Below are 26,699 nucleotides of genomic sequence, written 5' to 3'. Positions count from 1 at the left end.
GAACGGGTCGTGCGTCAGTGTTGGGCGACCGGGAGGGAGTGTCAACAGTTTCGGCAGCAACTCCGAAACATTGCTGCATGATGACTCGACGTCAGCGCAGGTCAACGGGTCGTTCTGTGAGGTAGAGCCGGATGACTGCGATGAGAAGATCAACTCGGACGGCGAGGAGAGTCGAAAGTTTCGCTACTCGACCAGGTCGTGTCGGCCGAGGAGGCGGAACGCGCCGTCCCGGACCTCGTAGAGGAACGCCGCCCGCTCCGGGCTGAGGAGGTGCAGCAGGCCGCCGACGAAGGTGAGCGGCTTGGCCACGCCCGCATGCTTCAGCTCGACGATCCGCTCGGCGACCTGGCCGGGCAGGATCCCGGCGCCGCCGCCCAGCGCGTCGAGCGCGGCGGCGATCAGGTTCACGGCGTCGTACGCCTCGGCGGCCCACCGGGGCGGCGTCCCGTCGTAGCGCTCGCGGTACGCGGCCGTGAAGTCGCGGGCCGCCCCGGCCGTCTGCTGCTCCACCGCCGTGTACGGCGCGCCGAACACCCAGCCCTCGCCGGCCGCGCCCGCCGCGCGCAGGAACGCCGGCCGCATGATCATCTCGTACGACGTCCGCGGGCCCGAGAAACCCGCCCCGGCGACCGCGCGTGCGCACGCCGCCGCGCGCTCCGGAGAGGTGCCGGCGTAGACGACGGCCTCGGGCCGGGCCGCCAGCGCCGCGTCGACGGCCGCCTCGAAGCCCTCCGAGGCCGCCACCGGATGAAAGCCGATCTCGCCCTCCCCGGGCGGTGTGTCACGCAGCGACCGCACCATGTCCCGGGCCGTGTCGCCGCCCTCCCGGTCCTCCACCACGGCGGTGCGCGTCACCCCGCGCACCCGGGTGAGGTAGTCGAGCGTCGGATGGTGGTGGTACGACCCCGACAGCCTGGTGACGACGAGCGACTGGACGTCGCTGGTGGACACCCCGGCCGCGTCGGCGTCGACCGACACGTCCACGGCCGCCATCGACTCCTCCCCGTAGAGCGGCACCGCGGCGCGCAGGGAGGCGACCGTCGTCGGGCCGAGCACCGCGCTGACGGTGCCCTCGTCGAGCACCCGGCGCGCCACGTCCCGGGCCCGGTCCGCCTCGCCGCGGTCGTCGTAGGGGGCGAGGGAGAGCCGGAAGCGGGCGTCGTCGCGGGCGTTGTGCCGCGCCACGGCGAGCCGGGCGCCGCGCTCGTGGGCGACGCCGTCGGCTTTCCGCTCGCCGGTCAGGGCGGCGTGCAGGCCGATGACGTGGGTGGGCGGATCGGGTGCGGCCCCGCCGCCGTCGTCGGAGCCGCCGCGGGCGGCGAAGAGCACGGCCGCACCGGCGCCCGAGGCGGCCAGGGCGGCGGCCGCGGAGCCGCCGACGACGAGGAACCGGCGGCGGGAGGGCGGGGAGGCCGTGGTGGTCCCCTCGGGCGGGGGCGGTACGGCGCCGGCGCGGGGGACCGGTTGCCGGGGCGGGGGGTCGAGGGCGCGGGCGGACCGCTCGGCGACGAGCCGCAGCACGGGGGAGGGCAGCCACTCGCCGGCGGCCGCGGGCGGTGCGGCGGCCGGGGCTCCGGGGGCGGGGTCGCCGGGGCCGTCCCCGGCGCGTACGCCGGGCGGCCGCGGCGGGGTACGGGGATCCGCGCCGGGCCGGTCCGGCGCGGAGGCGTCGCCGGTGGGGACCGTGGCGGGGTGGCCCGCCGCCGGTCCGCCGCCGGTCCGCCCGTCCGCGCCACCGTCCCCCTCCGCGCCGCCGCCGTCCGCGTTGCCGCCGTCTGCGTCCGTGCCGCCGCCGTCCGCGTCCGTGCCGCCGCCGTCCTCGTCGCCGTCCCCGTCCGGGCCGTACGGCAGCGTCTCCGCGGCCGGCGCGCCCTCGTCCCGCAGCACGCGGGTGGCCGCGTCCGGCGGAGGCGGCGCCGGCACCCGCGGGTCGACGGCCCCCGCACCCGCGGGCGGCGGCTCCGCGCCCGCCGCGCGCTCCGGCGTCCGCGACGGCCCCTCCGCGGCCAGCACCCGCGCCAGCTCCGCCGCCGTGGGCCGGTCCCCGGCGGCCTTCGCCAGACAGTCCGCGACCGCCGTCCGCAACCCCCGCGGCAGCCTCTCCAGCCCCGCCAGGTCCGGTTCCTCGTGCACCGTGCGGTACAGCACCGCCGCCGGGTCGCCCGTGCCGTACGGCCGCCGCCCCGTGGCCGCGTACGCCAGCACGCACCCCAGCGCGAACACGTCGCTCGGCGGCCCCGCCCGGCCGCCCGCCCGGATCTGCTCCGGCGCCAGGTAGCCGGGGGTGCCGACCACCGCGTCCGGCGCCGTCAGCGCCGTCGCCCCGGCGTCGTGCGCGATGCCGAAGTCGATGAGGCGGGGGCCGTCGAGGGTGAGCAGCACGTTGCCCGGCTTGACGTCCCGGTGGACCAGCCCCGCCGCGTGCACCTCCGCGAGCGCCTCCGCCAGCCGCGCGCCGAGCGCGGCGACGGCGTACCGCGGCAGCGGGCCGTACCCGTCCACCGCCTCCACCAGCGCCGGGCCGGGCACGAACGCCGTCGCCAGCCACGGCGCCCGGGCCTCGGCGTCGGCCGCGGTCACCGGCACCACCCAGCGGCCCGTCAGCCCCGTCGCCAGCCGCACCTCGCGCCGGAACCGGGCGCGGAAGGCCGGGTTCGCCGCGTGCTCGGGCCGGATGACCTTCAGCGCGACCAGCGCGCCGTCGCCGCCGCGGGCGAGGTAGACCACGCCCATGCCGCCGGTGCCGAGCCGGGCGAGCAGCGTGTGCCCGCCCAGCTCGTCCGGGTCGTCCGCGCGCAGCGGCCGCATCGTCCGCCCCTCCCGTCAGGAGCCGGGGAGCGACACCCGGCCGACGTAGCCGAACCGGCCGTCCTCGACCCGGTGGTGGTGGTACTTCCCCTGCTTGATCTGCTTCTCCTCGTCGAAGCTGTACGTCGTCGTCAGCCCCTGGAACTTCGCCGCCGCCAGCGCCTCGGCCAGCGCGCCGCGCGTGGGCGGGCGCCCGCGCCGCCCGCCCGTGCGGGCGAGGGCCGTCAGCCGGTCGGCGATCAGCCGGGTGACGTCGTACGCCTCCGCCGCCCCCGGCCCCGGCGCCGCGTCGAACCGCTTGCGGTACGCGGCGGCGAAGTCGCGTACCGCGTCGGCCTCCGCGCCCACGTACGGGGTCACCGCCTGCCAGCCCTCCGCGGCGTCGGCCGCCGCGGCGGGGAACGGGCCGGCGGCCGCGGGCGTGTCGAGGAACCGGGGCCCGTCGAAGCCCCGGTCCGCCAGCTCGCGCGCGACCGCCGCGGCCCGCTCGGGCGTGCCCGTGTAGTAGAAGCTGTCGGCGCCGTGGTCGAGGATGTCCGCCGCCACCGGGCCGAAGGCGTCGTCGCCCGCGGCCGCGGGAACGACCCGCAGGTACAGCTCCAGCCCGATGTTGGCGGCGCCGTTGTGCGCGATGCTGAAGTGCTCCCAGCCGCGGGCCGCGCCGGCCCGGTCGGCCAGCAGGCCGACGTGCGTCGCCCCCTGTTCGACGAGCGTGTACACGGTGGCCAGGGACGCCTCGGCGCCGAGGACGGTGGTGTGGAAGTACGTCTTGGTCGCGCCCGCCAGCGCCGCCTGCGCGGCGCTGAACGACGTCTCGGAGATCGTGAGCACCGGCATCCCGGCGCCCTCGTAGACGTCCAGCGTCGCCTGGGCGGAGCCGTACCCGGTGGGCCCGAGGACGGCGAGGACCGCGCGGTCGCCGGTCAGCCGCCGGGCCGCGCGCAGCGCCCGGGCCGGGTCGCCGGCGTCGTCGGCGACCGCCAGCTCCAGCGTGAACGGCTTCTTCCCGCGGGCGTTGAACTGCTCCACCGCCAGCCGGGCCGCCCGCTCCTGCGCCGTCCCGGCCGCCCGCTGCGGGCCCGTCAGGTCCGCGTGCAGGCCGATGGTCCGGCGCGGTCCCGCCGCCTCCGCGGTCGGATCGCCGTCGTCGCGCAGCGCCGCCCAGAGCGCGGCGCCCCCGCCGGCGGCGAGGAGCGCCGCACCGCCGCCGGCGAGCGCGAGGACCCGGCGGCGGCCCGGGCCGCCCGGGCCGGCGCCGGGCACGGTGGTGTCCGTACCGCCGGCGGAACCGGCGGTGTCCGCCTCGCCGGCGGCGCCCGTGCCGCCCGCTGCGCCGTCCGGCTTCCCGGCCGGTGCCGCCGCGACCACGGTCGGCTCGATGCCCGGCAGCCGCAGCATCTCCGCCGACCGCTCGGCGACCATCCGCACCACCGGGTCCGGCAGCCAGTCGATGTCGCCCTCGGGCGCCTCCCCGGCCAGCGCCTCGTCCACCCCGGCCGCGGTGGGCCGCTCACCGGGCTCCTTGGCCAGGCAGCGCACCAGCAGCGCCCGCAGCTCCTCGTCCGCGAGACCGGCGAGGTCCGGCTCGTCGTGCACCGTGCGGTACAGCAGCGCGTCCGCGGGGCCGGTGCCGAACGGCGGCCGGCCGGTGGCCGCGTACGCCAGCACGCAGCCCAGCGAGAACACGTCGCTCGCCGGCCCGACCGGCCGCGCCCGCGCCTGCTCGGGGGAGAGGAAGCCGGGCGTGCCGACGACCATGCTGTCCGCCGTCAGCTCCGTCTCCTCGGCCGCGGTGGGCCGGGCGATGCCGAAGTCGATGAGCCGCGGGCCGTCGAGGGCGAGCAGGACGTTGCCGGGCTTGAGGTCGCGGTGGACCAGGCCGGCGTCGTGCACCGCGGCCACGGCGCGCGCGAGCACCTTGCCCAGCACCCGTACGCCGTGGTCCGGCAGCGGGCCGCACTCGGTGACCGCCTCGGCCATCGACGGGCCCGGCACGAACGCCGTCGCCAGCCACGGCGCCCCGGCCTCCGTGTCGGCGTCGAGGACGGGCACCACGTACGGGCTGTCGACCCGGCGGGCGGACGCCGCCTCCCGGCGGAAGCGGGCCCGGAACTCGGGCTGTTCGGCGTACTCGGGCTGGATGACCTTCACCGCGGCCGGCGCACCGGCCTTCGTACGGGCGAGGTAGACCACGCCCATGCCGCCGGCGCCGAGGCGGCCCAGCAGCCGGTTCCCGCCCAGGTGCGCGGGGTCGGAGGGCAGCAGCTCCGCCATCACGCGCCCCCCCTCCGGTCCGCGGACTTCCCGCCGCCGTCCCCGCCTCCGCCGCCGTCCTCGACGGCGATGGCCTCCTCGGCGCCCAGCAGCATCCTGACCAGCGGCTCGACGGTCAGCTGCCGCACCTCCTCGGCGCCGCGCTTCTCCCCGCCGCACGCGGACACGCCGACGACCACCGGGCCGAACGTCGCCTGGTCCCACGAGTACGGATACGGTCCGCCCCGGCTGTCGCTGACGCACTCGCCGCTCTCGGAGAGCGAGTCGTCGCTGGAGTCGTTGGCGCCCTCGCCGCGGGCGAGGGCTATCGACCGCAGGCCCGTCAGCCGCTCACCCGGCCGCAGCGTCTGCTCCGGGCAGCCGACGGCCTCCTCCAGCATCCGCGCCTGCTCCCACGCCGCGTCCAGCGTCGTGCGGTGCACGGTCACCGTCGCGGACAGCTCGATCGCCCCCTTGCCGTCCGCCGCGGGCACCTCCAGATAGCGGGTGCGGGTGGCCAGCACGTCGTCCGGCAGGTCCTCCGTGCGCCAGGCGCAGCTCTCGCCGAGCACCGTCCAGCGCGCCGGATCGCTCTCGTACGGCGTGGCCCGCACCGCCTCCGGGCCGAAGTGCCGCGGCCCGGCGATGATGTCCCCGATCAGCCGCTCGGCCTGCGCCGCGGTGCGCGGGATCCGCTCCGGGTCGGGCGTCGGCGTCTTCGCCGGAGCCGCGCCGCCCCCGCCATTCGCCTCCGCGTCCGTGCTCGTGCGCGGGTCCGCGGTCTCCTTCCCCCCGGGATCGCTCCCGCTGTCACACGCCGCCGCGCCGCCCGCGAGCAGCGCCGCCGTTAACACCGCCGGAACACTCCGGCGGCGTACGCGCCTTCCGTACGCCATGACCCCCACCCGTGTCCTCCCCGACCACCCATACCGATGCCGCCCCGGCGCCCGGCGGTTCCACGCCGGGCGCAGGAGCGGCACCCCGTCTTCACCCGAACTCTACAAGGGCCGGGGCCCCCGCGGCCCGGCGGCGATGACGGTGCCGTGACGGGCCGGGGGGACCTGCGTTGCCGGAAGGGGAACGCTGTGACCGCCGCCGGACGCACGACCGCGCGGCGCCACGCGCCGCACCCGGGTCTCCCGCCCCCCGGGCGGGTGACGCTCGCCCGCCCCCGGCGCCCCCGCCGCGAGGGGCGCTTCCGTGGCGGGGCCACCGCCGCGCATGCTGGAGGGATGCACGTCGCCTCGGTCGTCTCCTCGCGGTGGTTCGTGGCGACGCTCTTCGTCGTCATCACCCTCGCCGACCTCGTGACCACCGAGGGGCAGTCCCTCGGCGCGCTGTTCTCCGTCATTCCCGTGCTGGTCGCGGTGAACGGCGGCCGGGCCGCCGTCATCGCCGCCGGGGCCCTCGGCGTGGTGCTGGCCGCGCTCCTGAGCTGGTACAACACCGAGGTCGGCAACGCCCAGTTCTTCGCCCGGTTCATCGCCGTCGTCGGCGCCACCGCCCTCGGGCTCGTCGTCCAGGCCGTGCGCGTCGACCGCGAGGCGCGGCTCGCGCGGGCGCAGCGGATCGCGGACGTGGTGCAGCGGGCGCTGCTGCCGGTGCCGCCCGCCCGCGTCGGGCCCGTCGCCGTCGCCGCCAGCTACGCGTCCGCCGCGCGCGACGCGCAGGTCGGCGGCGACCTGTACGACGTGGTGGACGCCGGGGCGGGCGTGCGGGCGGTGATCGGCGACGTACGCGGCAAGGGGCTGCCCGCCGTACGCATCAGCGGCAGGGCGCTGGGCGTCTTCCGCGCGGTCGCGTACGACGAGCGGGACCTGCCGCGGATCGCCCGCCGGATGGAGCAGAGCGTGCTGCGCGAGGCGGGGCCGGAGGACTTCGTGACGGTGCTGCTGGTGGAGGTCTCCCGGCAGGGCCGCTGCACCCTGCTGTCCTTCGGGCACCCGCCGCCGCTGGTGCGCACCGCCGCGGGGGAGGTGCGCGAGGCCCCGGTCGCCTCCCACCCGCCGCTGGGCCTCGGCCTGGCGCGCGGCGCGCCGGAGCCGGACGGCGCCGCCCCGGCACCCGCCGACGGGAGCGCCCCCGACGACCCGGGCGGCCCGCCCGCCCCCGGCGCCGTCGCGCACGCCACCGACCCCGCCGTCGACCCGGTCGCCGCCGCTCCCGGCGGCGACCGGGTGCGCACCACCGAGCTGACCCTCGGGCCCGGCGACGAACTGCTCCTCGTCACCGACGGCGCCCTGGAGGCCCGCAACGCCGCCGGCGAGTTCTACCCCCTGGCCCCGCGCTACGCCGCCTGCCCCGGCCCCGCGGACGACGCGCCCGTGGACGTGCTCACGGCGCTCGGCGCCGACATGCGCGCGTACAGCGGCGGGGCGCTCGACGACGACTCCGCGCTCGTCCTGCTGCGCTACGCGCCGCCGCCGGGCGACCGCTCGTCGTCCGGCGCCGTCTCGCCCCGCTGAGCCGGCAGCCGCGGCACCTCGGCCGCCGCCTCCCGCTCCGCTTCCGGCTCTACCTCCTGCGCCGCCGCCGGCTTCGCCGGCCGGGCCCGCTGCCGGGCCTCCCGCCACGCCGTCACCCGCAGGGCGATCGGCTCCGTGTACCGCGCCGCCAGCGGCCCGGCGACCACCAGCACCAGCACGTACGCCGTGGCCAGCGGCCCCAGCTCCGGTTCGGTGCCTGCGGTGACCGCGAGCCCCGCGATGACGATGGAGAACTCGCCGCGCGCGACGAGCGTGCCGCCCGTCCGCCAGCGGCCCTTCGCCGAGATACCGGCGCGCTTCGCCGCCCAGTACCCGGACGCGATCTTCGTCAGCGCCGTCACGACCGCCAGCGCCAGCGCCGGGAGGATCACCGGGGGGATCGACGCGGGGTCGGTGTGCAGGCCGAAGAAGACGAAGAACACCGCGGCGAACAGGTCCCGCAGCGGGCTGAGCAGGTTGTGCGCGCCCTCGGCGACCTCGCCGGACAGCGCGATGCCCACCAGGAACGCGCCCACCGCCGCCGACACCTGGAGCTGCTGCGCGAGCCCCGCGACCAGCAGCGTCAGCCCGAGGACGACGAGCAGCAGCTTCTCGGGGTCGTCGCTGGAGACGAAGCGGGAGATCAGCCGCCCGTAGCGGACCGCGACGAACAGCACCGCCCCGGCCACCCCGAGCGCGAGGGCCAGCGTGAGGCTGCCCTGCGCGATGCCGACGCCAGCGACCAGCGCGGTGACGATCGGCAGGTACACCGCCATCGCCAGGTCCTCCAGGACCAGCACGCTGAGGATCACCGGCGTCTCGCGGTTGCCGAGCCGGCCGAGGTCGCCGAGGATCTTGGCGATCACGCCCGAGGACGAGATCCAGGTGACGCCGGCCAGCACCACCGCGGCGACCGGGCCCCAGCCGAGCAGCAGGGCCATGACCGCGCCCGGCAGCGCGTTGAACGTGAAGTCGACGAGCCCGGACGGGTACTGGGTCCTGAGGTTCGAGACCAGGTCGCTGGCCGTGTACTCCAGGCCGAGCATGAGCAGCAGCAGGATGACGCCGATCTCGGCGCCGATCGCCACGAAGTCCTCGCTGGCGCCGAGCGGCAGCAGGCCGCCCTCGCCGAAGGCGAGACCGGCCAGCAGGTAGAGCGGGATGGGGGAGAACTGGAAGCGGCCCGCGAGCCGCCCGAGCAGACCGAGCCCGAGGATGATCGCCCCGAACTCGATGAGGAACACCGCGGAGGAGTGCAAGCGCTCACTCCCGCCCGAGCAGCGCCGCGGCCGCCTCGATGCCCTCGCGGGTGCCGATGACGATCAGCGTGTCGCCACCGGCGAACCGGAAGTCCGGGGTGGGGGAGGGGATGGCGTCCGCGCGCCGCAGCACGGCCACGATCGACGCCCCCGTCTCGGTGCGTATCCGGGTCTCGCCCAGCACCCGGCCGTTCCAGTACGACGTGGCCGACAGCTCGATGCGCTCGGCGACCAGCCCGAGGTCGGTGGTGTGCAGCAGGCTCGGGCTGTGGTGCGCGGGCATCAGCGCGTCGATCAGCGCCGCCGTCTCGGCCCCGTTGAGGTGCAGCGACTGCGCGCACGCGTCCGGGTCGTCGGCGCGGTAGACGTTGATCGACCGGGTGCCGTCCCGGTGGGCGATCACCGACAGGTGCTTCTTCTGCGCACGCGTCGTGAGGTCGTATTGCACGCCGATACCCGGCAGCGGCGTGGTGCTGATCCGTGGAGCAGGCACGACCTGTCCCCTTTCCGGCTTCGAAGCTGGTGTGTCGCGCGTCCGCGGCCCCGGGTTCGGGCGGCCGATCCCCCCGCGCGGCGCTGCCGACATCGTGCCATCCCGACGTGCGGCGGGAACACGGGCGCCGGCGCGGAGGGACAGCCGGGCCGCCGGCCTCAGGCCGCCGCCGGCGCCGGGCGCCCCGGCGTGACCGCCCCCGCGACCGCCGCCGACACCGCCGCCGCGGCGGCCGCCACGGTGAACGCCTCCGTGAACCCCGCCAGCGTACTGCCGACCAGGCTCGCCGCCGCCACGCTGGAGACCACCGCGGCGCCCAGCGAGGCCCCGAACTCGTGGAAGGTGCTCACGATGCCGGACGCGACCCCCGCCTCGTGCGGCGCCACCCGCCCCAGCGCCGTCGCCGAGGCGACCACGAACATCGCGCCCGTGCCCAGCGCCGCGACCGTCACCCCGACCGCGACCGTCACCGGCCGCATCGAGACCGCCGGCACCGCGAGCCCGGCCGCCGCGGCGGCCAGCGCGGCGACGGCGGGCGCCCGCGCGCCGGTGCGCCCGATCACCCGGCCCGTCAGGTCGGCGCCCAGCATCGCCCCGAGCGCGACCGGCAGGAACAGCAGCCCGGTGTGCAGCGCGCCGTAGCCGCGGGCGTGCTGGTAGTAGAACGTGCCCAGGAAGAACACCGCCACCATCAGCGCCGTGGCCATCAGGATGAGGAACGCGCCGGTGGCCACCGGCCGCCGGGCCAGCAGCCGCACGTCCATCAGCGGGGAGCGGGCGCGCCGCTGCCGGACCGTGAACAGCAGGTAGCCGACGGCCGCGAGCAGCACGAGCCCGCCGGTACGGGCCGTGAGCCAGCCGCGTTCGCCGGCGTCGATGAGCCCGTAGATCAGCGTCGCCGTCGAGGCGGTCACCAGGGCCGCGCCCGGCAGGTCCAGCCGCGGCCGCGCCGCGGGCGCGGAGCGGGCCGGCAGCAGCGCGGCGAGCACGGCGGCGACGGCGAGCCCGAGGGGCACGTTGACGTAGAAGACCCACGGCCAGCCCGGGCCCGCGGTCAGCAGCCCGCCGAGGAGGACGCCGAGCGCCGCCCCGCCGCCGCCGAGCGCGGACCAGACGCCCAGCGCCTTGTTCCGCTCCTCGCCGTCGAAGAGCGTGACCACCAGCGACAGCGCCGCGGGCGACAGCAGCGCCGCGCCGACGCCCTGCGCGACGCGCCCGCCCACCAGCGTGCCGCCCGACCCGGCGAGCCCAGTGGTCAGCGACGCGGCGGTGAAGACGAGCAGCCCGGCGAGCACCACGCGCTTCGCCCCCACCAGGTCGGCGATCCGCCCGCCGAGCAGCATCAGCCCGCCGAAGGTCAGCGTGTACGCGCTGACCGTCCAGGTCAGCGCCGCGCGGCCGAGCCCGAGGTCGGCCCCGATGTGCGGGAGCGCGATGGCCACCACGGTGACGTCGAGGATCAGCATGAGCTGCGCGACCCCGAGGAAGCCGAGGATGCGCCAGCGGGCGGGGTGCCGCCCTTCCTTCGTCGGTTGCCCGGCCCCCTCGTGCGACATCATCAGTGCCCTCCCATATCTCGTACGTTCATGTACGAGTTCTAACGGAGGACTGTAACGCAAACATTCCCGTACGAGTTAAGCTGGGACCGTGACCGCCTCCCCCCGCCCCGCCGCCGGCCGCGGCGCCCGGCCGCGCCGCCGGGCCGACGCCGAGCGCAGCATCGCCCGGATCGTCGCCGCCGCCCGCGAGCGGCTGGGCTCCGACCCGGCCGCGACCACCGACGACATCGCCAGGGCGGCGGGCGTGGGCCGGATGACGCTCTACGGGCACTTCAAGACCCGCGCCGAGCTGGTCGACGCCGCCCTCCGGGACGCGGTCGAGGACGGCGACCGGACCCTGGCCGCCGTGGACCTGACGGGCGACGCGTACGACGCGATGCGCCGGCTGCTGGTCTCCAGCTGGGCACTCGTCGCCGAGTCCGCGGCGCTGCTGACCGCCGCCCAGGGCGTGCTCCCGGCCGGGCGGGTGCGGGAGCTGCACGCCGGCCCGGCCGCGCGCGTCGGCGAACTCGTCCGCCGCGGCCAGGACCAGGGCGTCTTCCGCACCGACATGCCGACCGCCTGGCTCGTCGGCGTGGCGCAGCACATCCTGCACGGCGCCGCGGAGGAGATCCGCGCGGGGAGGCTGGAGCTGCCGCCGGGCGAGGTCTCCGACGTGGTCACGAAGTCGGTGCTGGCGGTGCTGGCGGCACCGGCGGCGCCCGGTCCGTAGCCCGCGGAGACCCCGCGCGGCCGTTCCGGCGCTAGCCGTTGAGGCCGAAGAACACGACGGCGCGTTCAGCCATGCCGGACGTCGGCAGCGAGTGGCCCACGCCCTGCACGCTGATGCCCTCCACCGGCGCCTGCTCGCCCGTGCCGCCGTAGCGGGTGCGGGTCCAGCCGGACTGCGGGCTGTCGGTCATGGACGGGGTCTGGCCCACGCCGTGCACGTCGGTCCACTGCTTGATCTCCTCCTGGAAGTTGGGGTAGCGCAGGGTGGTGTCGTTGGTGCCGTGCCAGACCTGCATGCGCGGGTACGGGCCGGTGTGGCCGGGGTACGCGCCGCGGACCAGGTCGCCCCACTGCCGCGGGGTGCGGATGACCTGGCCGTTGGCGCAGGCGCTGTTCCAGCCGGAGCCGTCGGTGGTGGCGAAGCAGCTGTGCGGCACGCCCATGAAGGCCGCGCCCGCCCGGAACACGTCGGGGTAGTTGCCGAGCATGACGTTGGTCATCATCCCGCCGGACGAGGCGCCGGTGACGAACGTCCGGTTCGGGTCGGCCCCGTGGTTGGCGCGCACGTACTCCACCATCGAGCGGATGCCGACCGGGTCGCTGCCGCCGTCGCGGCGGAGCGCCTGTGGCGAGGAGACGTCGAAGCACCGGCCGCTGCGGGTCGCGGAGGGGTAGACGACGAGGAAGCCGTGGCGGTCGGCGAGCCGGGCGAACTCGGTGCCCGAGTAGAACGCGGGGCCCGAGCCGGTGCAGTAGTGGATCGCCACGAGCACGGCGGGCTGCGGCCGGACGCTGTCCGGGACGTAGAGGTGCATGCGCAGGTTGCTGGGGTTGCTGCCGAAGTTCGTCACCTCGCGCAGGGTCGCCGCGGACGCCTGGGGCGGCGCGCTGAGCGACAGGGCGGCGAGGAGGGCGAGGACGCAGCCGAGGAGCGCGGTGTGCAGCGGGCGCGCCCGGCGGCGGGTGGGGGGTGGTGCTGCGGCTCTGGTGAACATGTCCATGCCCTTTCTAGACTGCGTGCGTGAAGGGTCTGCTGGTGCGGCTTTCGTCGCTGGACGCGGACGCCGCCGCGGCGGTGCGCGTGATCGCCCACTTCCAGGCGCTGTTGGGGGCCGGGGGCGTCGCCCCCGAGGTGCTGGCGCGGTCGACCGCCGCGTTGGCCGGCTGCCCGGCGGGGCTGTCGGGCGGCGGGGCGAGCCGCGCTGTCCGCTTCGGCCCGGACGGCGCGGAGCTGCCCGCCGGTACGGGCGAGGCGGCCGGCGAGGTGTCGGGGCGGCGGTCCGTTGCGCCCGCCGGGTGCGTGTGGCTCGAACGGGACGGCGGCCCCGGCCCGTTGGACGACCTCGTCCTCGAATGGATGGCGCTGGCGGCCGGCGTGAGCCCGCCGCGGCCGGCGCCGCCGCCGCACGTCGCCGACCCGGCGCTGGTGGAGACCGTGCTCTCCGCCCGCGAGGCCGTCGAGGACCGCACGCGCGCCCTGCGGCTGCTCGGCCTCGGCCCCGAACGGCCGCTGCGCGTGGTCGCGGTGGCGGGCGGCCGGGAGACCGACGCCGGGGTGGCGGCCGTCGCGCTGCTGGCGCGCGGCGTACCGGGCGCGACGGTACGGATCGCGGCGATGGACGCGCTGGCGGCGGTGCTGGTGCAGGCCGCGGAGGGCGGCGCGCACACGGCCGGTGAGCTGGCGCGGGACCTGTCGTTCGCGGCGGCGGAGCGGGTACGGGGCCGGGGCCGCGGCCGGCGTCGGGGGAGCGCGGCGGGGGCGCCGGGTACGGAGGGGCGCCCGGCGGCCACGGCGGCCGGGGGACGGCCGGACGGGCCGGGCCGGCGGCCGGGCGGCGGGGCGCCGGAGCGGGGCGGTGGCGCCCGGTTCGGGGTCGGCGGCGGGGTGGCTCCCCTCCGGGCCCACGTCTCGTGGGCGCAGGCCCGGACCGCGCTGCGCTTCGCCGGCACCGGCGGCCCGGGGGAGACGGTGGTCGACCACGACGCGCTCGGCCCCCTGGCGCTGCTCGCCGAGGTACCCGTCGAGCGGCTGCGCGCGGACCCCGGCGTACGGGCGCTGACCGACCTCGCCGCGCAGGACGGCGGCGAGTCCGCCCTCGCGGCGCTGGACGCCTTCTGCCGCACCGGCTCGCTGCGCCGTGCCGCCGCCGAACTGCACCTGCACCACAGCTCGGTGGCCGCCCGGCTGGCCCGCGCCGAGGGCGCCCTCGGCGTCCGGCTGCGCGAGCCGGACGACCGGCTGCGGGCCCGGCTCGCGCTGTACGCCGGGCGGCTGGCGGCGGCCGACGAGTGACGTCGCGCGGCGGGGGCCACGGGTGTCACCCCCGGCCGGGGCCGGGCGCCTCGCCGCGGGGCGTCTCACCGCGGGGCGGTGAACCGCGCCGTGCCGGGCCCGGCCGCGGCACGCGGCGCGTACCCGGTTCCGTGCCTGCCGGGTGCCGGCCGGCTCCGTACTCCCCGGGCACGCCGCCCGCTTCGCCGCGGTCCCCGGCGCGACCGCCCCGCTCGGCGCCCCGCCCGCCCGCCGCGTCCTCCCCGGCGGCCAGCATCGCGCGGAGGGCGGCCTCGGCGTCGGCGAGGATCCGCCGGGCCACCGCCGCGTGGGTCACCCCCACCGCGCCGTGGAACGTGCCCCGGTAGAAGCACAGCCGCACCGGCACCCCCGCCGCCGCCAGCCCCTCCGCGTACGCCACCGCCTCGTCGCGCAGCGGGTCGAACTCCATCACCGCCACGCACGCCGGCGGCAGCCCCGCCAGGTCCGTGGCCCGGGCCGGCGCCGCGTACGGCGGGACGCCCGGCGAGCCGGGCACGCCGGGGCCGAGGTAGGCCGCCCAGCTCAGCCGGGCGTTGCGGCGGTTCCACACCGGGGTGTCGGTGAACGTCCGGGCGCTGGGCGTGGTCAGCCGGTCGTCCAGCGCCGGGCTCTGCAGGTGCTGGCAGCGGATCGCCGGGCCGCCGCGGTCGCGGGTCAGCAGGGCGAGCCCCGCCGCGAGCCCGGCGCCCGCGCTGTCGCCCCACAGCCCGATACGGGCCGGGTCGACGCCCAGTTCCGCGGCGTTGTCCGCCAGCCACCGGAGTCCGGCGCGGCAGTCGTCGAGCGCGGCCGGGTAGGGGTGTTCGGGCGCGAGGCGGTAGTCGGCGGCCACGACCACGGCGGGCAGTTCCCGGCAGAACCGCAGCAGGGTGTCGTGGTCGACCTGCGGCGAGCCGAGGACGAAGCCCCCGCCGTGCAGCGCGTACACGGCGGGCACCGGCCCGGCCGCCGCCGCGGGGCGGTAGACCCGCAGCGGCACCTTGGGCGCGCCCTCGGCGAGCCCGGGCGCGAGCGCGTCCCGTACGACGACGCCCCACTCGTCGGCGGGCGGCGCCGCGGCCAGCTCGGCCGCCTGCGCGGCGCGCGCGGCGGCGAGGTCGGCGATGTCGACCTCGGCCATGAGCGCGACCGCCGCGGCGAGTTCGGGGTCGAGGGCGTAGCGCATGGGCGGGTCCCGTCGGTGCGGAGGAGTGCGGGTGCCGGTGCGCTAAGCACGGTGCCACGGGCGGAGCCCGCCGGGCAGCAGACACCCGTCGGCGACCCCGCCGCCTCCGCCCGACAAGCGCGCGGCTCCCGCCGCCCGGGTGCGCTCGCACCGTTCGAGCACGAGGCGGAGCACGTCCGCGGCCTTGCCCCGGCGCCGGCGCGACGAGGCTTACAGCCGCGCGAGGCCCCGCAACGCGGTCGGCGTCTCCTCGGCGTCGGGGCCGAAGAGGCGCTCGCGCGCCCGGGCCGCCGCCCGGACGTCGTCCGCGGCCTCCCCCCGGGACGGGTCCCCGGAACCCCGCATCCCGGCTCCCGGTCGCCTCGGCGCGCGCCGTCCCGGCACCTGCCGGATGAAATCGATTTCGGCTACGGTCCCTACACCCGAGAAAGCGAGGAACCATGCACGACACCCCCTGGCCGGTGGTACGCCGCTACCGAGGCGACCGGCTCGCCCACATCGCCATGCCCGTCGGCGGCATAGGCACCGGCTCCGTCAGCTTCGGCGGACGCGGCCAGCTCCTCGACTGGGAGCTGTTCAACCGACCGGCGAAGGGCTTCACCCCCGACTCGTTCTTCTGCCTGCGCGCCGCCGGCGCCTCCGGCTCGTTCACCCGCGTCCTCGAATCGGCCCTCCTGCCCGGCGAGTACGCGGGCCACGTCGGCAGCCCCTCCGCACTGCACGGCCTGCCCCGCTTCCGGGAGGGCGAGTTCGCCGCCGCCTACCCCTTCGGCCAGGTGCGGCTGACCGACCCGGAGCTGCCGGTGGCGGCGACCGTGCGGGTCTTCAACCCGCTCGTCCCGGGCGACGCCGACGCCAGCGGCATCCCCGCCCTCGTCTACCGGGTACGGATCCGCAACACCGGCACCGAGGAGCTGGCGGTCGACGTCTGCGGCAACCTCCAGCACGTCGCCGGCCGCCGCCACACCGGGGAACTGCCCGCGGGCAACGCCTTCCGCCACGTCGAACTGGACGGCGCCACCGTGCTCGCCGGGCACACCACCGAGGTCCCCGAGGACGCCGAGAGCTGGGGCACCCTGGCGCTCGCCGCCGTCGCCGGCGGCCCCGGCGCGGGTGCAGGCACGGGCACCGTCACCTCCCACCGGCTGACCTGGGCGCGCCGCTCCTGGGGCGACTCCCTGCTGGACTTCTGGGACGACTTCACCGCCGACGGCCGCCTCGCCGAACCCGCCGAGGGCGCCCGCGTGCCCACCGGCTCCCTCGTGGTCTCCGACCGCGTCCCCGCGGGCGCCGAGCGGGAGTTCACCTTCCTCGTCGCCTGGCACTTCCCGCACCGCCGCGGCTGGAGCCACCGCTTCCAGGGCCCGCCCGACTACGGCCACGGCGACGACGTCGTCGGCAACCACTACGCCACCCGCTACGCCGACGCCGCCGACGTGGTCCGCGGGCTCGTGCCCCGGCTGGCCGACCACGAGCGCCGTACCCGCGCCTACGTCGAGACCGTCACGTCCTCCAGCCTCCCGCCCGCCGTCCAGGACGCGGTGCTCTCCAACGCCGCGGTGCTGAAGTCCCCGACCTGCTTCCGCATCGCCGACGGCACCTTTCTGGCCTGGGAGGGCGGCAACCCCGACCACGGCAGCTGCCACGGCAGCTGCACCCACGTGTGGAACTACCAGTACGCGCTGGAGCAGCTCTTCCCCGACCTCGCCTGGACGATGCGCGAGGTCGAGTTCGTGCACGCGCTGGACGAGCGCGGCCTGATGAGCTTCCGCGCCGGTCTGCCGCTCGACCGCGAGGGCACCGGCTGGCGCACCGCCGCCGCCGACGGGCAGCTGGGTGCGCTGGTCCGCCTCTACCGCACCTGGCGGCTCACCGGCCGCGACGACCTGCTGGCCGCGCTGTGGCCGGGCGCGCGCCGGGCGCTCGCGTTCGCCTGGATCCCGCTGGGCTGGGACGCGGACCGGGACGGGCTGATGGAGGGCTGCCAGCACAGCACCAGCGACGTCGAGTACTACGGGCCGAGCGGGATCAACCAGTCCTGGTACCTGGCCGCGCTCGCCGCCTGCGAGCGGATGGCGCGCGCCCTCGGCGACCACGCGTTCGCCGGCACCTGCGCGGACATCCTGGCCCGCGGCGCGGCGCGGACGGACGCGGAGCTGTTCAACGGCGCGTACAACGAGCAGAAGGTGCTGCCCCCCGGCTCCGCCGACAACATCGCCGAGGGGCTGCGCATCCGCTACGGGGGCGACAACCCCGACGTCGGCTCCGACGACCTCGTCGACCCGGACCTCCAGATCGGCCCCGGCTGCATGGGCGACCAGCTCGCCGGCCACACGCTCGCCGTGCTCTGCGGCCTCGACGACCGGCTCGATCCGGAGCACACCCGCACCGCCCTGCGCAGCGTCCTGCGGCACAACCACCGCGACGGGTTCCACGCGCACGTGAACCATCTGCGCACCTTCGCGCTCGGCGCCGAGCACGGGCTGCTGAACTGCACGTATCCGCGCGGCGGCCGCCCGGAACGGCCGTTTCCGTACTGCAACGAGGTGTGGACGGGCGTGGAGTACACCGCGGCCCTCGGGCTCGCCGCGCAGGGCGACCGGGAGGCGGCCGGGCACGTGGTGGCGGACGTGCGGAACCGCTACGACGGGCGGGCGCGCAACCCGTTCAACGAGGTCGAGTGCGGCAACCACTACGTGCGCTCCATGGCCTCGTTCGGGCTGGCGCACGCCTGGCCGCGGACGGTGGTGGACGCCGGCGCCGGGACCGTCGAGCTCGACCCGCTGCCGGGCCGGTGGCCGGTCGTCGCCGGCGGGCACGTGGGCGTCGTGCACGTGGTGCGGGGCGCGGCGGGCTTCGCGGCGGAGGCGGTCTGGGAGTCGGTCGCGGAGGGGAGCGCCGGGCCGCTGACGGTACGGCTGCGCGCGGCGCCCGCGGGCGCGGACGCCGAAGACGACGGGGACGGCGGGGACGCCGGGGCCGGTCCCGTGCTCCCGCCCGCGTAGCCGGCGCGCCGCCGCCCGGTCGCCCGCGCGCCCGAACACCCGCCCCCGCGGGGACCGTACGCCGATTCCGCGTGCACGCCTCTTGACCCCCGCCGTGACGCGCTGCTTGCATGGCTGGCCATCAGGCAAGAAATCGATTTCACGCCGTGTTCCGCCCGTACATACCGAATGGTCCGCGCTGCCCGAAAACGGCGCGGGCCGAGCGAGAGGAGCCGCAATGGGTTGGGTCGGACCGGGAGGAATGTCACGCCGCCAGGTGCTGCGCTCGCTGGGCGCCGCGGCGGTCGCCGCGCCCGCGGGCGGGGCCCTGGCCGCGTGCGGCGGATCGTCGTCGGGGGACTCGTCCTCCCTCGACCTGGTCTATCTGGGCGACGCCACCCAGCAGGAGTCGTCCAGCTGATTCCGGTGACACGGAATCGCGCCGTGTTGAAGGTGGATTCCCGGGGTTGCTTGCCGGAGCTGTCAAGGGGTAGCCCGGGAGCTGATCACTGATATGGGTGAACGTGACGAAAGTCGTGATCACGTGTCGTTGGTCGGGCTACTGTCCGATGCCATGAAGCTCGTGGTGCAGGTGAAGCTGCTGCCGACACCGGATCAGGCGTCGGCGCTGCTGGCGACTCTGCACGCTTGCAACCGGGCCGCCACCTGGATCGCCCAAGTTGCCTTCGAGCAGAACACCAAGGACCGCAACGGCCTGCAGAAGCTCGTGTACGCGGAGGTGAAGGCGACCTTCGGGCTGTCTGCGCAGCCGACCGTGCGCGTCATCAAGAAGGTCGTCGACACGTATGCGGCCCTGGCCGCCGCCGTGAAGGCGAGGCGTCTCGGCCCCTCTAGCTGCCAGCGGCACCGAAAAGCCGTGAGCAGCCCGGTCGGTTTCCGGCCGCACGCGGCCCAGCCGTTTGATGACCGCTGTCTGTCCTGGCAGTTTCGCGCCCGCACTGTGTCAATCTGGACCGTGGAGGGCCGGATGAAGGGCGTCAAGTACACCGGTTCTGCGGACCAGTTGAACACGCTGTCCCGTTGCCGCCGAGGCGAGAGCGACCTCGTCCAGCGGGACGGCAAGTGGTATTTGATCGCCACCTGCGAGACTCCCGAGCCGGAGGTGTACGCCCCGAGCGACTGGATCGGTGTGGACCGCGGCATCGTCAACTTGGCCACCACCAGCGAGGGCACGAATTACCAGGGCCGACGACTCACGCGTTACCGGCGCTGGCAGGCCCGCAAGCGCGCCGAACTGCAGAGGAAACAGACCCGCTCGGCCACCCGGCGTCTGGCCCGGCGCAGCGAGCAGGAGCACCGGCATGCCACGCATATGAACCACCGCATCAGCAAGGAGATCGTGTCCGTCGCCCAACGCACCGGTCGTGGAATCGCCGTCGAGGAACTTGACGGGATCCGCGACCGGGTACGGCTTCATGGCGACCAGCGGGGCATTCACTCCTCCTGGCCGTTCCACCAACTCGGAGCGCACCTCGCCTACAAGGCTTGCCAGGCTGGGGTGCCGTTTCTCGAGGTGGACGCGCGCCATACCTCGCAGCGCTGTCCGCGCTGCGGGCATACCGAGAGGGCCAATCGGCTCGACCGGGATCGATTCGTTTGTCGTCGGTGCGGGCTCGCTGGCCCGGCCGACCACGTCGCCGGGGTCAACGTGCGAAACCGCGCACGCTCGGCGTGGGCATTCGTCACCATGCCCGTCCCCTCAGCAGCCTGAGGCTGCTGAGGGGAGATGCGACCTGTGACCGCCCTGCCGTAGGGGGCAGTCGGGAGCGCGACGAGGCGTGAACGAACCGAGCACAGGCTCGGCCGTTCACGGCCGAGAAGGTGACCGAGATGTTCTCCGACCCGCTGCTGTACGAGGCGCTGGCCAACACCTTCGTCTTCGCCTTCGCCTCCGTCGTCACCCATCTCGGCGGCGGGCTGCTGCTGGCCATGGGCGTGAACCGGATGATGAGCAGGGCGCTGTCGTACTTCGTCCGCACCGCGCTCTTCTTTCCCTTCGTCATCTCCTGGGCCGCGGTCGCGCTGCTCTGGAAGTACGTGCTGGACCCGACGTTCGGCCTCGTCGCGCACTACGCGGGCGAGGTCGGCGTGCAGCCGCCGGACTGGTTCACCGACCCGGCGTGGGCGCTGCCCGCGATCATCGCCATCGACTTCTGGCACACCATCGGCTTCACCTTCGTCATCATGCTCGCCGGGCTCCAGACCGTGCCCCGGGAGCTGCACGAGGCGGCGCGCGTGGACGGCGCCCGCCCGCACCAGGTCTTCTGGCGCGTCACCCTGCCGATGATGTCCCCGACGATCTTCTTCGCCGCCGTCATCACCTTCATCGGGGCGTTCCAGATCTTCGACCCGGTGCAGATCATCACGCCCGACGGCGGGCCGGAGAACTCGACCATCACCATCGTCATGTACCTCTATCAGAAGGGCTTCCAGTCCTTCCAGATCGGCTACGCCGCGGCCGTCTCCCTCCTGGTCTTCGTGATCATGATGGCCGTCACGCTGCTGCAGTTCTGGGGCTCGCGGAAGTGGGTGCACCAGCAGTGACGCCACGGACCCGGGGCCGCCGGCGCATCCGCCCGGCCCGCCTTGCGACCGAACTCCTCCTGGTGGCCGTCGGCCTCGTCATGATCGCCCCGCTCGTCTGGCTCGTCGTGCAGAGCCTCACCGAGGAGCAGGCGGCCTTCGAGATGCCGCCCGACTGGATCCCGAAGCCCTTCACCACCGAGAACTTCCGCGCGGTGCCGGACGCCGTCCCGTTCGGCCGGATGGCGCTCAACAGCCTCCAGGTCGCGGTGCTCGCCACCGTCGGCTCGCTGCTGGTCAGCGTGCTCGCCGCGTACGCCTTCTCCCGGCTCCGCTTCCGCGGCCGGGACGGGATCTTCCTCGTGCTGCTCAGCGCGCTGATGATCCCGGGGCAGATGACCGTCATCCCCGTCTTCGTGCTGATGCGGAACCTCGGCCTCATCGACTCGCTGCCGGCGCTGTGGCTGCCCGCGCTGATCAACGTCTTCTCGATCTTCTTCTTCCGGCAGTACTTCAACACCATCCCGCGCGAGCTGGACGAGGCCGCGCGCATCGACGGCGCCGGGCACCTGTGGATCCTCTTCCGGATCATCGTGCCGCTGTCCGGGCCGGCGCTCGCCGCGATGGCGATCCTCACGTTCGAGGCCGCCTGGAACAACTACTTCGGCCCGCTGATCTTCCTCAGCACCCCGGAGAACATGACGCTGCCGATCGGGCTGGTCACCCTCCAGGCCAGCCACGGCGGCTCGCCGGTGGTGGTGTTCGCGGCGATCACGGCGGTGGTGGTGCCGGTGCTGGCGCTGTTCCTGATCTTCCAGCGGTCGTTCGTGGCGAGCATCGCGCAGGCGGGGCTGCGCGGATGAGGCGGCGGACGGCGGCGGCCCCGGCGGGCGGGCGGATCCGGTACGGAGCGGGCGCCCCCGCCGGCGGCCCGGACACCGGCGGCGCACCGGCCGCCGCCGAGAACGAGGCGCTGCGGCGGCTGCTGCGCGGCGCCTGGCCGAGCCTGCCGGCGCTGGCCGTCGCGGGCGCGGCGGTCTGCGCCGCCGCCACCCTCGCCGTGCTCCTGGCGCCCGGCGTCACCCCCGTCTCCGTACCCGTCGCCGCCGTGCTCACCGGCCCCTGGCTGGCCGCGCTCGGCGCCACGGCCGACCGGATCGCCGCGGACGGCGAGGCGGGGATACGGGACTGGTGGCGCGGGCTGCGCGCGCTGTGGCGGTTCGGGCCGGCGCAGGCGCTGGTGCCGGCGGTGCCGGCGGCGGCGTTCCTCGCCGCGCTGGCGCTGTGGCGGCAGACGCAGCACCCGTGGCTGCTGCCGTCGCTCGCCGCCGGCGGCGCGTGCGCCGTGGCCGGGCTGCTCGCGCTCCCCGCCGCGCTGTCGCTCGGCGCCGCCCGCCCGGCGCTGCGCGGGCGGCTGCTGTGGATCTGCGCGGCGCACCTGGTCGCCCGCCACCCGGTCCGGTTCCTCGCGGCGCCGTCGCTGGCGCTGCTGGGCCTGTGGGTGTCGCTGCGCTGGACCGCCTCGCTGCTGCTCCTCGTCCCGCCGGCGGTGGCGCTCGTCGCGGCGGCCGCGACGGCGACGGCCCTGGTGCGCCACGCGGAAGCCGACGCAGGGGCCGGGGGAGCGGAGCCGGGGCGGGGCTGACGCGCGTACGGGCGGCGCCGGCCCGCCCTCCGTACCCGCCCCTCGGCCGTCGCCGCGGTCAGCCCTCGTGGCCGGCGATGCGCTCGCTGTTCAGTACGCGCACGGCGCCGCGGGCGTCGCCGATCGTGGCGTAGTCCACGGCCACCAGGTTCACCGGCCGGCCGCGCGCCCGCTCGCACGCGCGGACCCGGTCGAGCACGAAGTCGCGGGCGTTGATCCGGCCGGCGTCCAGGCGGCTGCCGCCGTTGTTGGTGATGAAGTGGTTCATGAGGAAGAGCCGCTTGTCGTCGCCGCCGCGGTTCGGGTCGCACGTCATGTCGGCGGGGGTGCGGAACGAGAACGGGGTCTCCATGCCGTAGCGGTAGAAGTTGCGGTACCAGGGCGCCGGGCCGTCGGCCTTCTCCGCGAACACCACGAGCCGCCGGTCCTCGTCGATCATCTCGCCGAGCGTCGGCCACGGCTCGTCCGGGTCGTCGTCCGGCGTGTACACCAGGTCGGTCAGCCCTGCTCGGCGCATCGCGGTGCGCGTGGCGGTGCCGCTGATGCCGTCCTGGATCACCAGCGTGACCACGTCGGAGGGGTGCTGCTCCAGCCAGTCGCCGATCTTCTCCAGCTCCGGGACCAGCGGCAGCGCGCCGCCGCGGCAGACGGCGTGGCACAGCCAGGCGCCCTCGCGGGGCGGGTCGACGGTGTTCAGCACGGAGCGGACCTGACGCTGCACGGCCGGGCTGAAGTCGGAGTCCACCAGCCGCGCGTTGATCTCCCGCGGGGTCTCCCAGCGGTGGGTGTCGAGGAGCAGGGCGCGGACGCCCTCGTTGAGCTGGCCGGTGATCGACGGGTCCTGGAGCGGGGCGATGAAGCGGTCCTGGGAGGTGGCCATCGCGTTGTGCGAGGCGAGCTGGGCCACCTCGTCGTACGGCAGCGCGCACAGCTCCGCCCGGCCGTTGCAGTGGCGGTCGTCCTCGCCCCCGAAGGCGTTCGGTACGAAGACGGCGCCGGCCAGCGAGGCGGCGACGACGCCGACCGCGCCCCAGCGGAACCGCGGCGGCACGGGCCCCGCGGGCCCGGCGGCGCCGGGCCCGCCGGCGGGAGCGGGCTCACCGGCCGGGTCACCGGCGGGCTCACCGGTCTCCGGCGCGGTCTCCGCGCCCTCCGTGGCCTCCGCGCCCTCCGCGGCCCCTGCGGCCTCCGTGCCCGCCGCTTCCGCGGCCGCCGCCCTCGCGGCCGCCCGCCGCTGCCACAGCAACCCCCCGGCGACCAGCAGCACCCCCGCCGTCAGCGGCACGCCCGCCGTCGTCAGCGCGGCTGCGTAGAGCCGCTCCAGCGCCGTGCGCTGCACGTCGTCCAGCAGCCGGGCCGCGGAGTCCGGCCAGCCGCCCGGCGCGGCGGCGACGTTGACACCGGCCATCCCGCGCACCACCAGCGCCAGCGTGAAGGTCAGCGCGCCCCCGCACGCCAGCGCCGCGCTGATGCGCACCAGGCGCCGCCCCGGGGCGCGCGGCCCGTACCGCCACAGCACGGCCAGCGAGGCGAGCCCGAGCAGCAGGGCGCCGGTCTGCACCCAGCCGAGGCCCAGCCGGGTGAAGGAGCGGGCCTCCCGCACCGGGTCCAGCGAGTCGCCGGCGGCGTCGAACTCGGCGGCCAGGTCCCAGGACACCCCGTCCGCGGTGTTGCGCAGCGCGGCCGCGGCGCTGTACTCCCGCTCCGCGAAGACCGCGGGCCCGACCTCCGCCAGCGCCGTGGCCAGGTCGCCGCTGGCGAGCGCGGCGAGCAGCCGCGGGCGCAGCTCCGCGCGCTCGTCCGCGGGTACGGCCCGCAGCACCGTGTCGGTGGCGGCCCTCGCCTGCGCCTCGGTGAGGTCGAGGGCGGGCAGCCCCTTGGGCCGCTTGCCGTCGGCGATCCGGTCCACGGCGTCGCCCAGGTCGGACCGGAAGGCGGCGTAGTCGGGGGCGGGCTTGTCCTGGAGGTTCGCGACGACGTCGGCGAAGTGGACGTTGGCGACGGTGCCCAGGCTGTCGAGCACCGGCCGCAGGTCGATCTCCAGCGTCAGCTCGTCGCGCTCCCCGCGCAGGTACGCCACCGCGTCCGCGATGACGGCGTCGGCCAGGGCCCGCGCGGTGGTCGGCGGCAGCACGGTCTTGAGGTTGGAGGTGACGACGGCCTCGGGCACCGGCAGCCGGGCGAGCAGGTCCCGGGTCACGTCCGACGCCTCGGGGTCGACGAGCACCTGGTCGTAGAGCCGCTCGAAGGCGTGCTCCCGGTCCAGCGCGGAGCGGTAGAAGCCCGCGTCGGCGACGGTGGAGCGGGCGGTGCCGGCGACGACGAGCATCGCCGTGGCGAGCGCCGCGACCACGAAGGCGAGCCACCGCAGGACGGTGGCGTCCCGCGGCGGCGCGGCCTCGCCGACCCGGCGCACCGCGCGGGCGAGCCGGGCTCTGATCTTGTCGAACGGGGTCATACACTTTCCTGCCTGCGGTTGCCCTAAGAGCGTACGGGCTGCGCGCAGGAAACGTCCCGGCCGCGCTTCCGCGGGCGGATCACGGCCGGTCAGAGGCCCGCGGCCGGGTCGTCAGCCGCCGGGCCGTCAGCCGCCGGGGCTGAGGAAGTCCCGCGGGGACAGCGCCCGCGCCACGATGCGGGTGTCCCCGATCCAGCCGTAGAAGCCCTGGCCGTACTTCTCGTCGAACTGCGTGGCGCCGAGGACGAACGGCTTGCCGAGGGTGGCGATCCCGGTCGAGCGCTGGGACGGGTTGCGGGCGATCTTCGAGCCGTCCACGTACACGACGGTCCGCCGGCCGTCGTTGACGACGGCCAGGTGCATCCAGCGGCCCACCGGCAGCGCGTGGCTCCACGAGGTCGGGTCGGCGTCCTGGCGGTGCGGGTAGACGACGAACTGCAGGAACCGCTCCGGAGACAGGTTCAGGCTGCACGTCGGCTCGTCCGGCGACCAGCCGGTGGTCTTGCCCGCGTCGCCGTTGCGCCCCTCCCAGCTGAGGATCCCCATCCAGGCGTGGTCGCCCTCGAAGGGCTCGGGCAGCTTCACGTACGTCTCGATCGTGTAGCCCCGGGTGAACTTCTCGCCGTTGAGAGGAGCGTCCGCCGCCGTGGTCAGGATCGCGCCGCGGTCCGGGCCCTTGCCGCCGTCGAAGCGCAGGCTGGCGTGCGCCGGCTGGCCCTCGTGGTGCCCGTCCGACCAGGTCAGCGCGGTGGGACCGCTGTCGTGCAGGCGGCGTACGGTCAGGTCGTTGCCGTTGCCGCTCAGGTCCCGGGCGCGTACCCCGTCGGCGACCGGCTCGCCGTCCCGCCCGGCCGCGGCCAGGCCCTCGGCGTCGAAGCGCCAGTACGCGACGGTGTCCCGCGGCAGCACCGCGGCGGGCGGCCGCGGGCGCGGCGGTACGGCGGGCGCGAAGCCGGCGAACCGCTCCGCGAAGCCGATCTCCAGCGAGAAGCGGTCGGCCGGGCCGGTCAGCTCGACCGTCTCCGCGGCCAGCGGCGACCGGCGGTCGGGGTCGCGGTCCAGGAACCACGGCGCGAAGGTCTCCACGTCGATCACGCCGCGGGCCAGGTCGAACGCGTACAGCCGGATCATCGCGGCGCCGCCGTAGTAGCGGTCCTGGTAGTTGGTGATGTGCACGTGGACGTCGTGGCCCGCGTCGTTGGTCAGCACGGTCCGCCCGGGCGGCCAGTAGTGGCCGCCGAGCGCCAGGAAGATCTGGTCGTTGCCGCGGATCAGCCCGTCCCACAGCCGCCGCCCGTGGTCGGACAGCTGCGCCGCGCCGTCGTCGTCCGACCAGGCCAGGTCGTGCGTCGTGAGGATCGCGGGCAGCTCGGGGAACCGGTCGAGCACGCCCTGTGCCCACCGCAGCCCGCGGTCCGAGATCCGCCAGTCGAGCGCGAGCACCAGCCACTCCCGGCCGCCGCCGCGCAGCACGTGGCAGGTGTTGTAGCCGTCGTCGGAGGCGCCGCGGAAGGTCGGCATCCGGCGGTAGCGCTCCGGGCCGAAGGCGTCGAGGTACGCGCTGTCGCCGCGCTGGTCGTCCTGCGAGCCGTCGATGTCGTGGTTGCCCGCGAGCACGCTGTACGGGACCGCGCCGTGGATCGTGCGGAAGGTGGCGGCGGCGAGGCGGATCTCGTCGGCCGTGCCGTGCTCGGTGACGTCGCCGAGGTGCGCCATGAACGCGATGTTCGCCTCCCGGCGCTCCCCGGCCAGGTACCGGAACGTCGCGCGCAGCGGCTCCGGGTCGGCGCTGTCGGCGTCGAAGAGGTACTGGGTGTCCGGCAGCACCGCCAGCGCGAAGCGCGGGCTCTCGGCGTCGTACCCGCGCCACCGCCCGGCCGCCGCGGGCGCGCCCGTCCCCCCGGCCGCCGCCGCGGGGCCGGCCGCCAGCGCCGCCGCCGCGCCGGCGGCCGGCACGGCGACGGCGGTCGCCAGAACTGCGCGTCTGTCGAGGCGGGTGCGCTGCCCGCCGTGGTCCTCTGCCCGGTCCATGGAAACTCCG

19 protein-coding genes and 1 pseudogene are annotated in these 26,699 nt (G+C 76.2%); 9 read left to right on the top strand and 11 right to left on the bottom strand.

Features of this window, described 5'->3' with window-relative positions; genetic code table 11:
* Positions 1-183 precede the first annotated feature (183 nt).
* The 3 genes from ACHZ99_RS08120 to ACHZ99_RS08110 are packed head-to-tail and all read right to left on the bottom strand — an operon-like array spanning position 184 to position 5,957.
* A complete protein-coding gene (locus tag ACHZ99_RS08120) occupies positions 184-2,808 on the bottom strand; it encodes a bifunctional serine/threonine-protein kinase/ABC transporter substrate-binding protein (protein ID WP_420303707.1) in 2,625 nt (874 codons plus the stop codon).
* Positions 2,809-2,823: 15 nt separating this feature from the next.
* The gene (locus ACHZ99_RS08115) at positions 2,824-5,082 is read right to left on the bottom strand and encodes an ABC transporter substrate-binding protein (RefSeq protein ID WP_420303706.1); all 2,259 of its coding nucleotides are present in this window, start codon (positions 5,080-5,082) and stop codon (positions 2,824-2,826) included.
* Positions 5,082-5,957: a hypothetical protein gene (locus tag ACHZ99_RS08110; protein ID WP_420303705.1), complete on the bottom strand. Its 876-nt coding sequence runs from the start codon at positions 5,955-5,957 to the stop codon at positions 5,082-5,084. Before ACHZ99_RS08110 ends, ACHZ99_RS08115 begins: the two co-directional genes overlap by 1 nt.
* A 336-nt stretch (positions 5,958-6,293) precedes the next feature.
* On the opposite strand from ACHZ99_RS08110, the gene ACHZ99_RS08105 reads away from it, so the two are divergent.
* The gene (locus ACHZ99_RS08105; RefSeq protein WP_420303704.1) at positions 6,294-7,526 is read left to right on the top strand and encodes a PP2C family protein-serine/threonine phosphatase; all 1,233 of its coding nucleotides are present in this window, start codon (positions 6,294-6,296) and stop codon (positions 7,524-7,526) included.
* Here the strand turns inward: ACHZ99_RS08105 and ACHZ99_RS08100 are convergent.
* The 3 genes from ACHZ99_RS08100 to ACHZ99_RS08090 form a co-directional block, all read right to left on the bottom strand.
* A complete protein-coding gene (locus ACHZ99_RS08100; RefSeq protein ID WP_420303703.1) occupies positions 7,472-8,785 on the bottom strand; it encodes a cation:proton antiporter in 1,314 nt (437 codons plus the stop codon). The genes ACHZ99_RS08105 and ACHZ99_RS08100 overlap by 55 nt on opposite strands.
* Positions 8,786-8,789: 4 nt before the next feature.
* Entirely contained in the window at positions 8,790-9,263 is a 474-nt protein-coding gene (locus ACHZ99_RS08095) for a cation:proton antiporter regulatory subunit (RefSeq protein WP_420304018.1), read from the bottom strand.
* Between the two features lie 173 nt (positions 9,264-9,436).
* Entirely contained in the window at positions 9,437-10,837 is a 1,401-nt protein-coding gene (locus ACHZ99_RS08090; protein WP_420303702.1) for an MFS transporter, read from the bottom strand.
* 88 nt (positions 10,838-10,925) lie between these two features.
* Here ACHZ99_RS08090 and ACHZ99_RS08085 point away from each other — a divergent pair, with 88 nt between their 5' ends.
* Positions 10,926-11,549: a TetR/AcrR family transcriptional regulator gene (locus tag ACHZ99_RS08085; protein ID WP_420303701.1), complete on the top strand. Its 624-nt coding sequence runs from the start codon at positions 10,926-10,928 to the stop codon at positions 11,547-11,549.
* Between the two features lie 31 nt (positions 11,550-11,580).
* Here ACHZ99_RS08085 and ACHZ99_RS08080 read toward each other — a convergent pair whose 3' ends face one another.
* A complete protein-coding gene (locus ACHZ99_RS08080; protein ID WP_420303700.1) occupies positions 11,581-12,543 on the bottom strand; it encodes an alpha/beta hydrolase family esterase in 963 nt (320 codons plus the stop codon).
* A 26-nt stretch (positions 12,544-12,569) separates the two neighbouring features.
* On the opposite strand from ACHZ99_RS08080, the gene ACHZ99_RS08075 reads away from it, so the two are divergent.
* On the top strand, positions 12,570-13,841 hold the full coding sequence (locus tag ACHZ99_RS08075) for a PucR family transcriptional regulator (RefSeq protein ID WP_420303699.1): 1,272 nt from the start codon (positions 12,570-12,572) through the stop codon (positions 13,839-13,841).
* Positions 13,842-14,046: 205 nt separating this feature from the next.
* Here the strand turns inward: ACHZ99_RS08075 and ACHZ99_RS08070 are convergent.
* Positions 14,047-15,027 (bottom strand): annotated as a pseudogene (locus ACHZ99_RS08070) (alpha/beta hydrolase); the annotation flags it as partial.
* A gap of 210 nt (positions 15,028-15,237) precedes the next feature.
* A complete protein-coding gene (locus ACHZ99_RS08065; protein ID WP_420303698.1) occupies positions 15,238-15,372 on the bottom strand; it encodes a hypothetical protein in 135 nt (44 codons plus the stop codon).
* Between the two features lie 95 nt (positions 15,373-15,467).
* On the opposite strand from ACHZ99_RS08065, the gene ACHZ99_RS08060 reads away from it, so the two are divergent.
* The 6 genes from ACHZ99_RS08060 to ACHZ99_RS08035 all read left to right on the top strand — a co-directional run bounded on the left by ACHZ99_RS08060 (position 15,468) and on the right by ACHZ99_RS08035 (position 22,200).
* Positions 15,468-18,032 carry a GH116 family glycosyl-hydrolase gene (locus tag ACHZ99_RS08060; protein ID WP_420303697.1) on the top strand — a complete coding sequence of 855 codons (2,565 nt, stop codon included), beginning with the start codon at positions 15,468-15,470 and terminating at the stop codon, positions 18,030-18,032.
* A 241-nt stretch (positions 18,033-18,273) separates the two neighbouring features.
* The gene (locus ACHZ99_RS08055; protein ID WP_420303696.1) at positions 18,274-18,432 is read left to right on the top strand and encodes a hypothetical protein; all 159 of its coding nucleotides are present in this window, start codon (positions 18,274-18,276) and stop codon (positions 18,430-18,432) included.
* Positions 18,433-18,585: 153 nt separating this feature from the next.
* Entirely contained in the window at positions 18,586-19,743 is a 1,158-nt protein-coding gene (locus tag ACHZ99_RS08050) for an RNA-guided endonuclease InsQ/TnpB family protein (protein ID WP_420303695.1), read from the top strand.
* A 119-nt stretch (positions 19,744-19,862) separates the two neighbouring features.
* The gene (locus ACHZ99_RS08045; RefSeq protein ID WP_420303694.1) at positions 19,863-20,576 is read left to right on the top strand and encodes a carbohydrate ABC transporter permease; all 714 of its coding nucleotides are present in this window, start codon (positions 19,863-19,865) and stop codon (positions 20,574-20,576) included.
* A complete protein-coding gene (locus ACHZ99_RS08040; protein ID WP_420303693.1) occupies positions 20,573-21,418 on the top strand; it encodes a carbohydrate ABC transporter permease in 846 nt (281 codons plus the stop codon). Before ACHZ99_RS08045 ends, ACHZ99_RS08040 begins: the two co-directional genes overlap by 4 nt.
* Positions 21,415-22,200: a hypothetical protein gene (locus ACHZ99_RS08035; RefSeq protein WP_420303692.1), complete on the top strand. Its 786-nt coding sequence runs from the start codon at positions 21,415-21,417 to the stop codon at positions 22,198-22,200. Before ACHZ99_RS08040 ends, ACHZ99_RS08035 begins: the two co-directional genes overlap by 4 nt.
* Before the next feature lie 58 nt (positions 22,201-22,258).
* Here the strand turns inward: ACHZ99_RS08035 and ACHZ99_RS08030 are convergent, their stop codons facing one another.
* Positions 22,259-24,658, bottom strand: a complete 2,400-nt coding sequence (locus tag ACHZ99_RS08030) for a hypothetical protein (RefSeq protein ID WP_420303691.1) — start codon at positions 24,656-24,658, stop codon at positions 22,259-22,261.
* Between the two features lie 126 nt (positions 24,659-24,784).
* A complete protein-coding gene (locus ACHZ99_RS08025; RefSeq protein ID WP_420303690.1) occupies positions 24,785-26,689 on the bottom strand; it encodes a LamG-like jellyroll fold domain-containing protein in 1,905 nt (634 codons plus the stop codon).
* Positions 26,690-26,699: the final 10 nt, after the last annotated feature.

It is taken from the genome of Streptomyces sp. MAR4 CNX-425 (genome assembly GCF_048656465.1).
In the GTDB taxonomy this organism is placed as follows: domain Bacteria; phylum Actinomycetota; class Actinomycetes; order Streptomycetales; family Streptomycetaceae; genus Streptomyces.
This window is presented reverse-complemented; position numbering and strand designations above follow the sequence as displayed.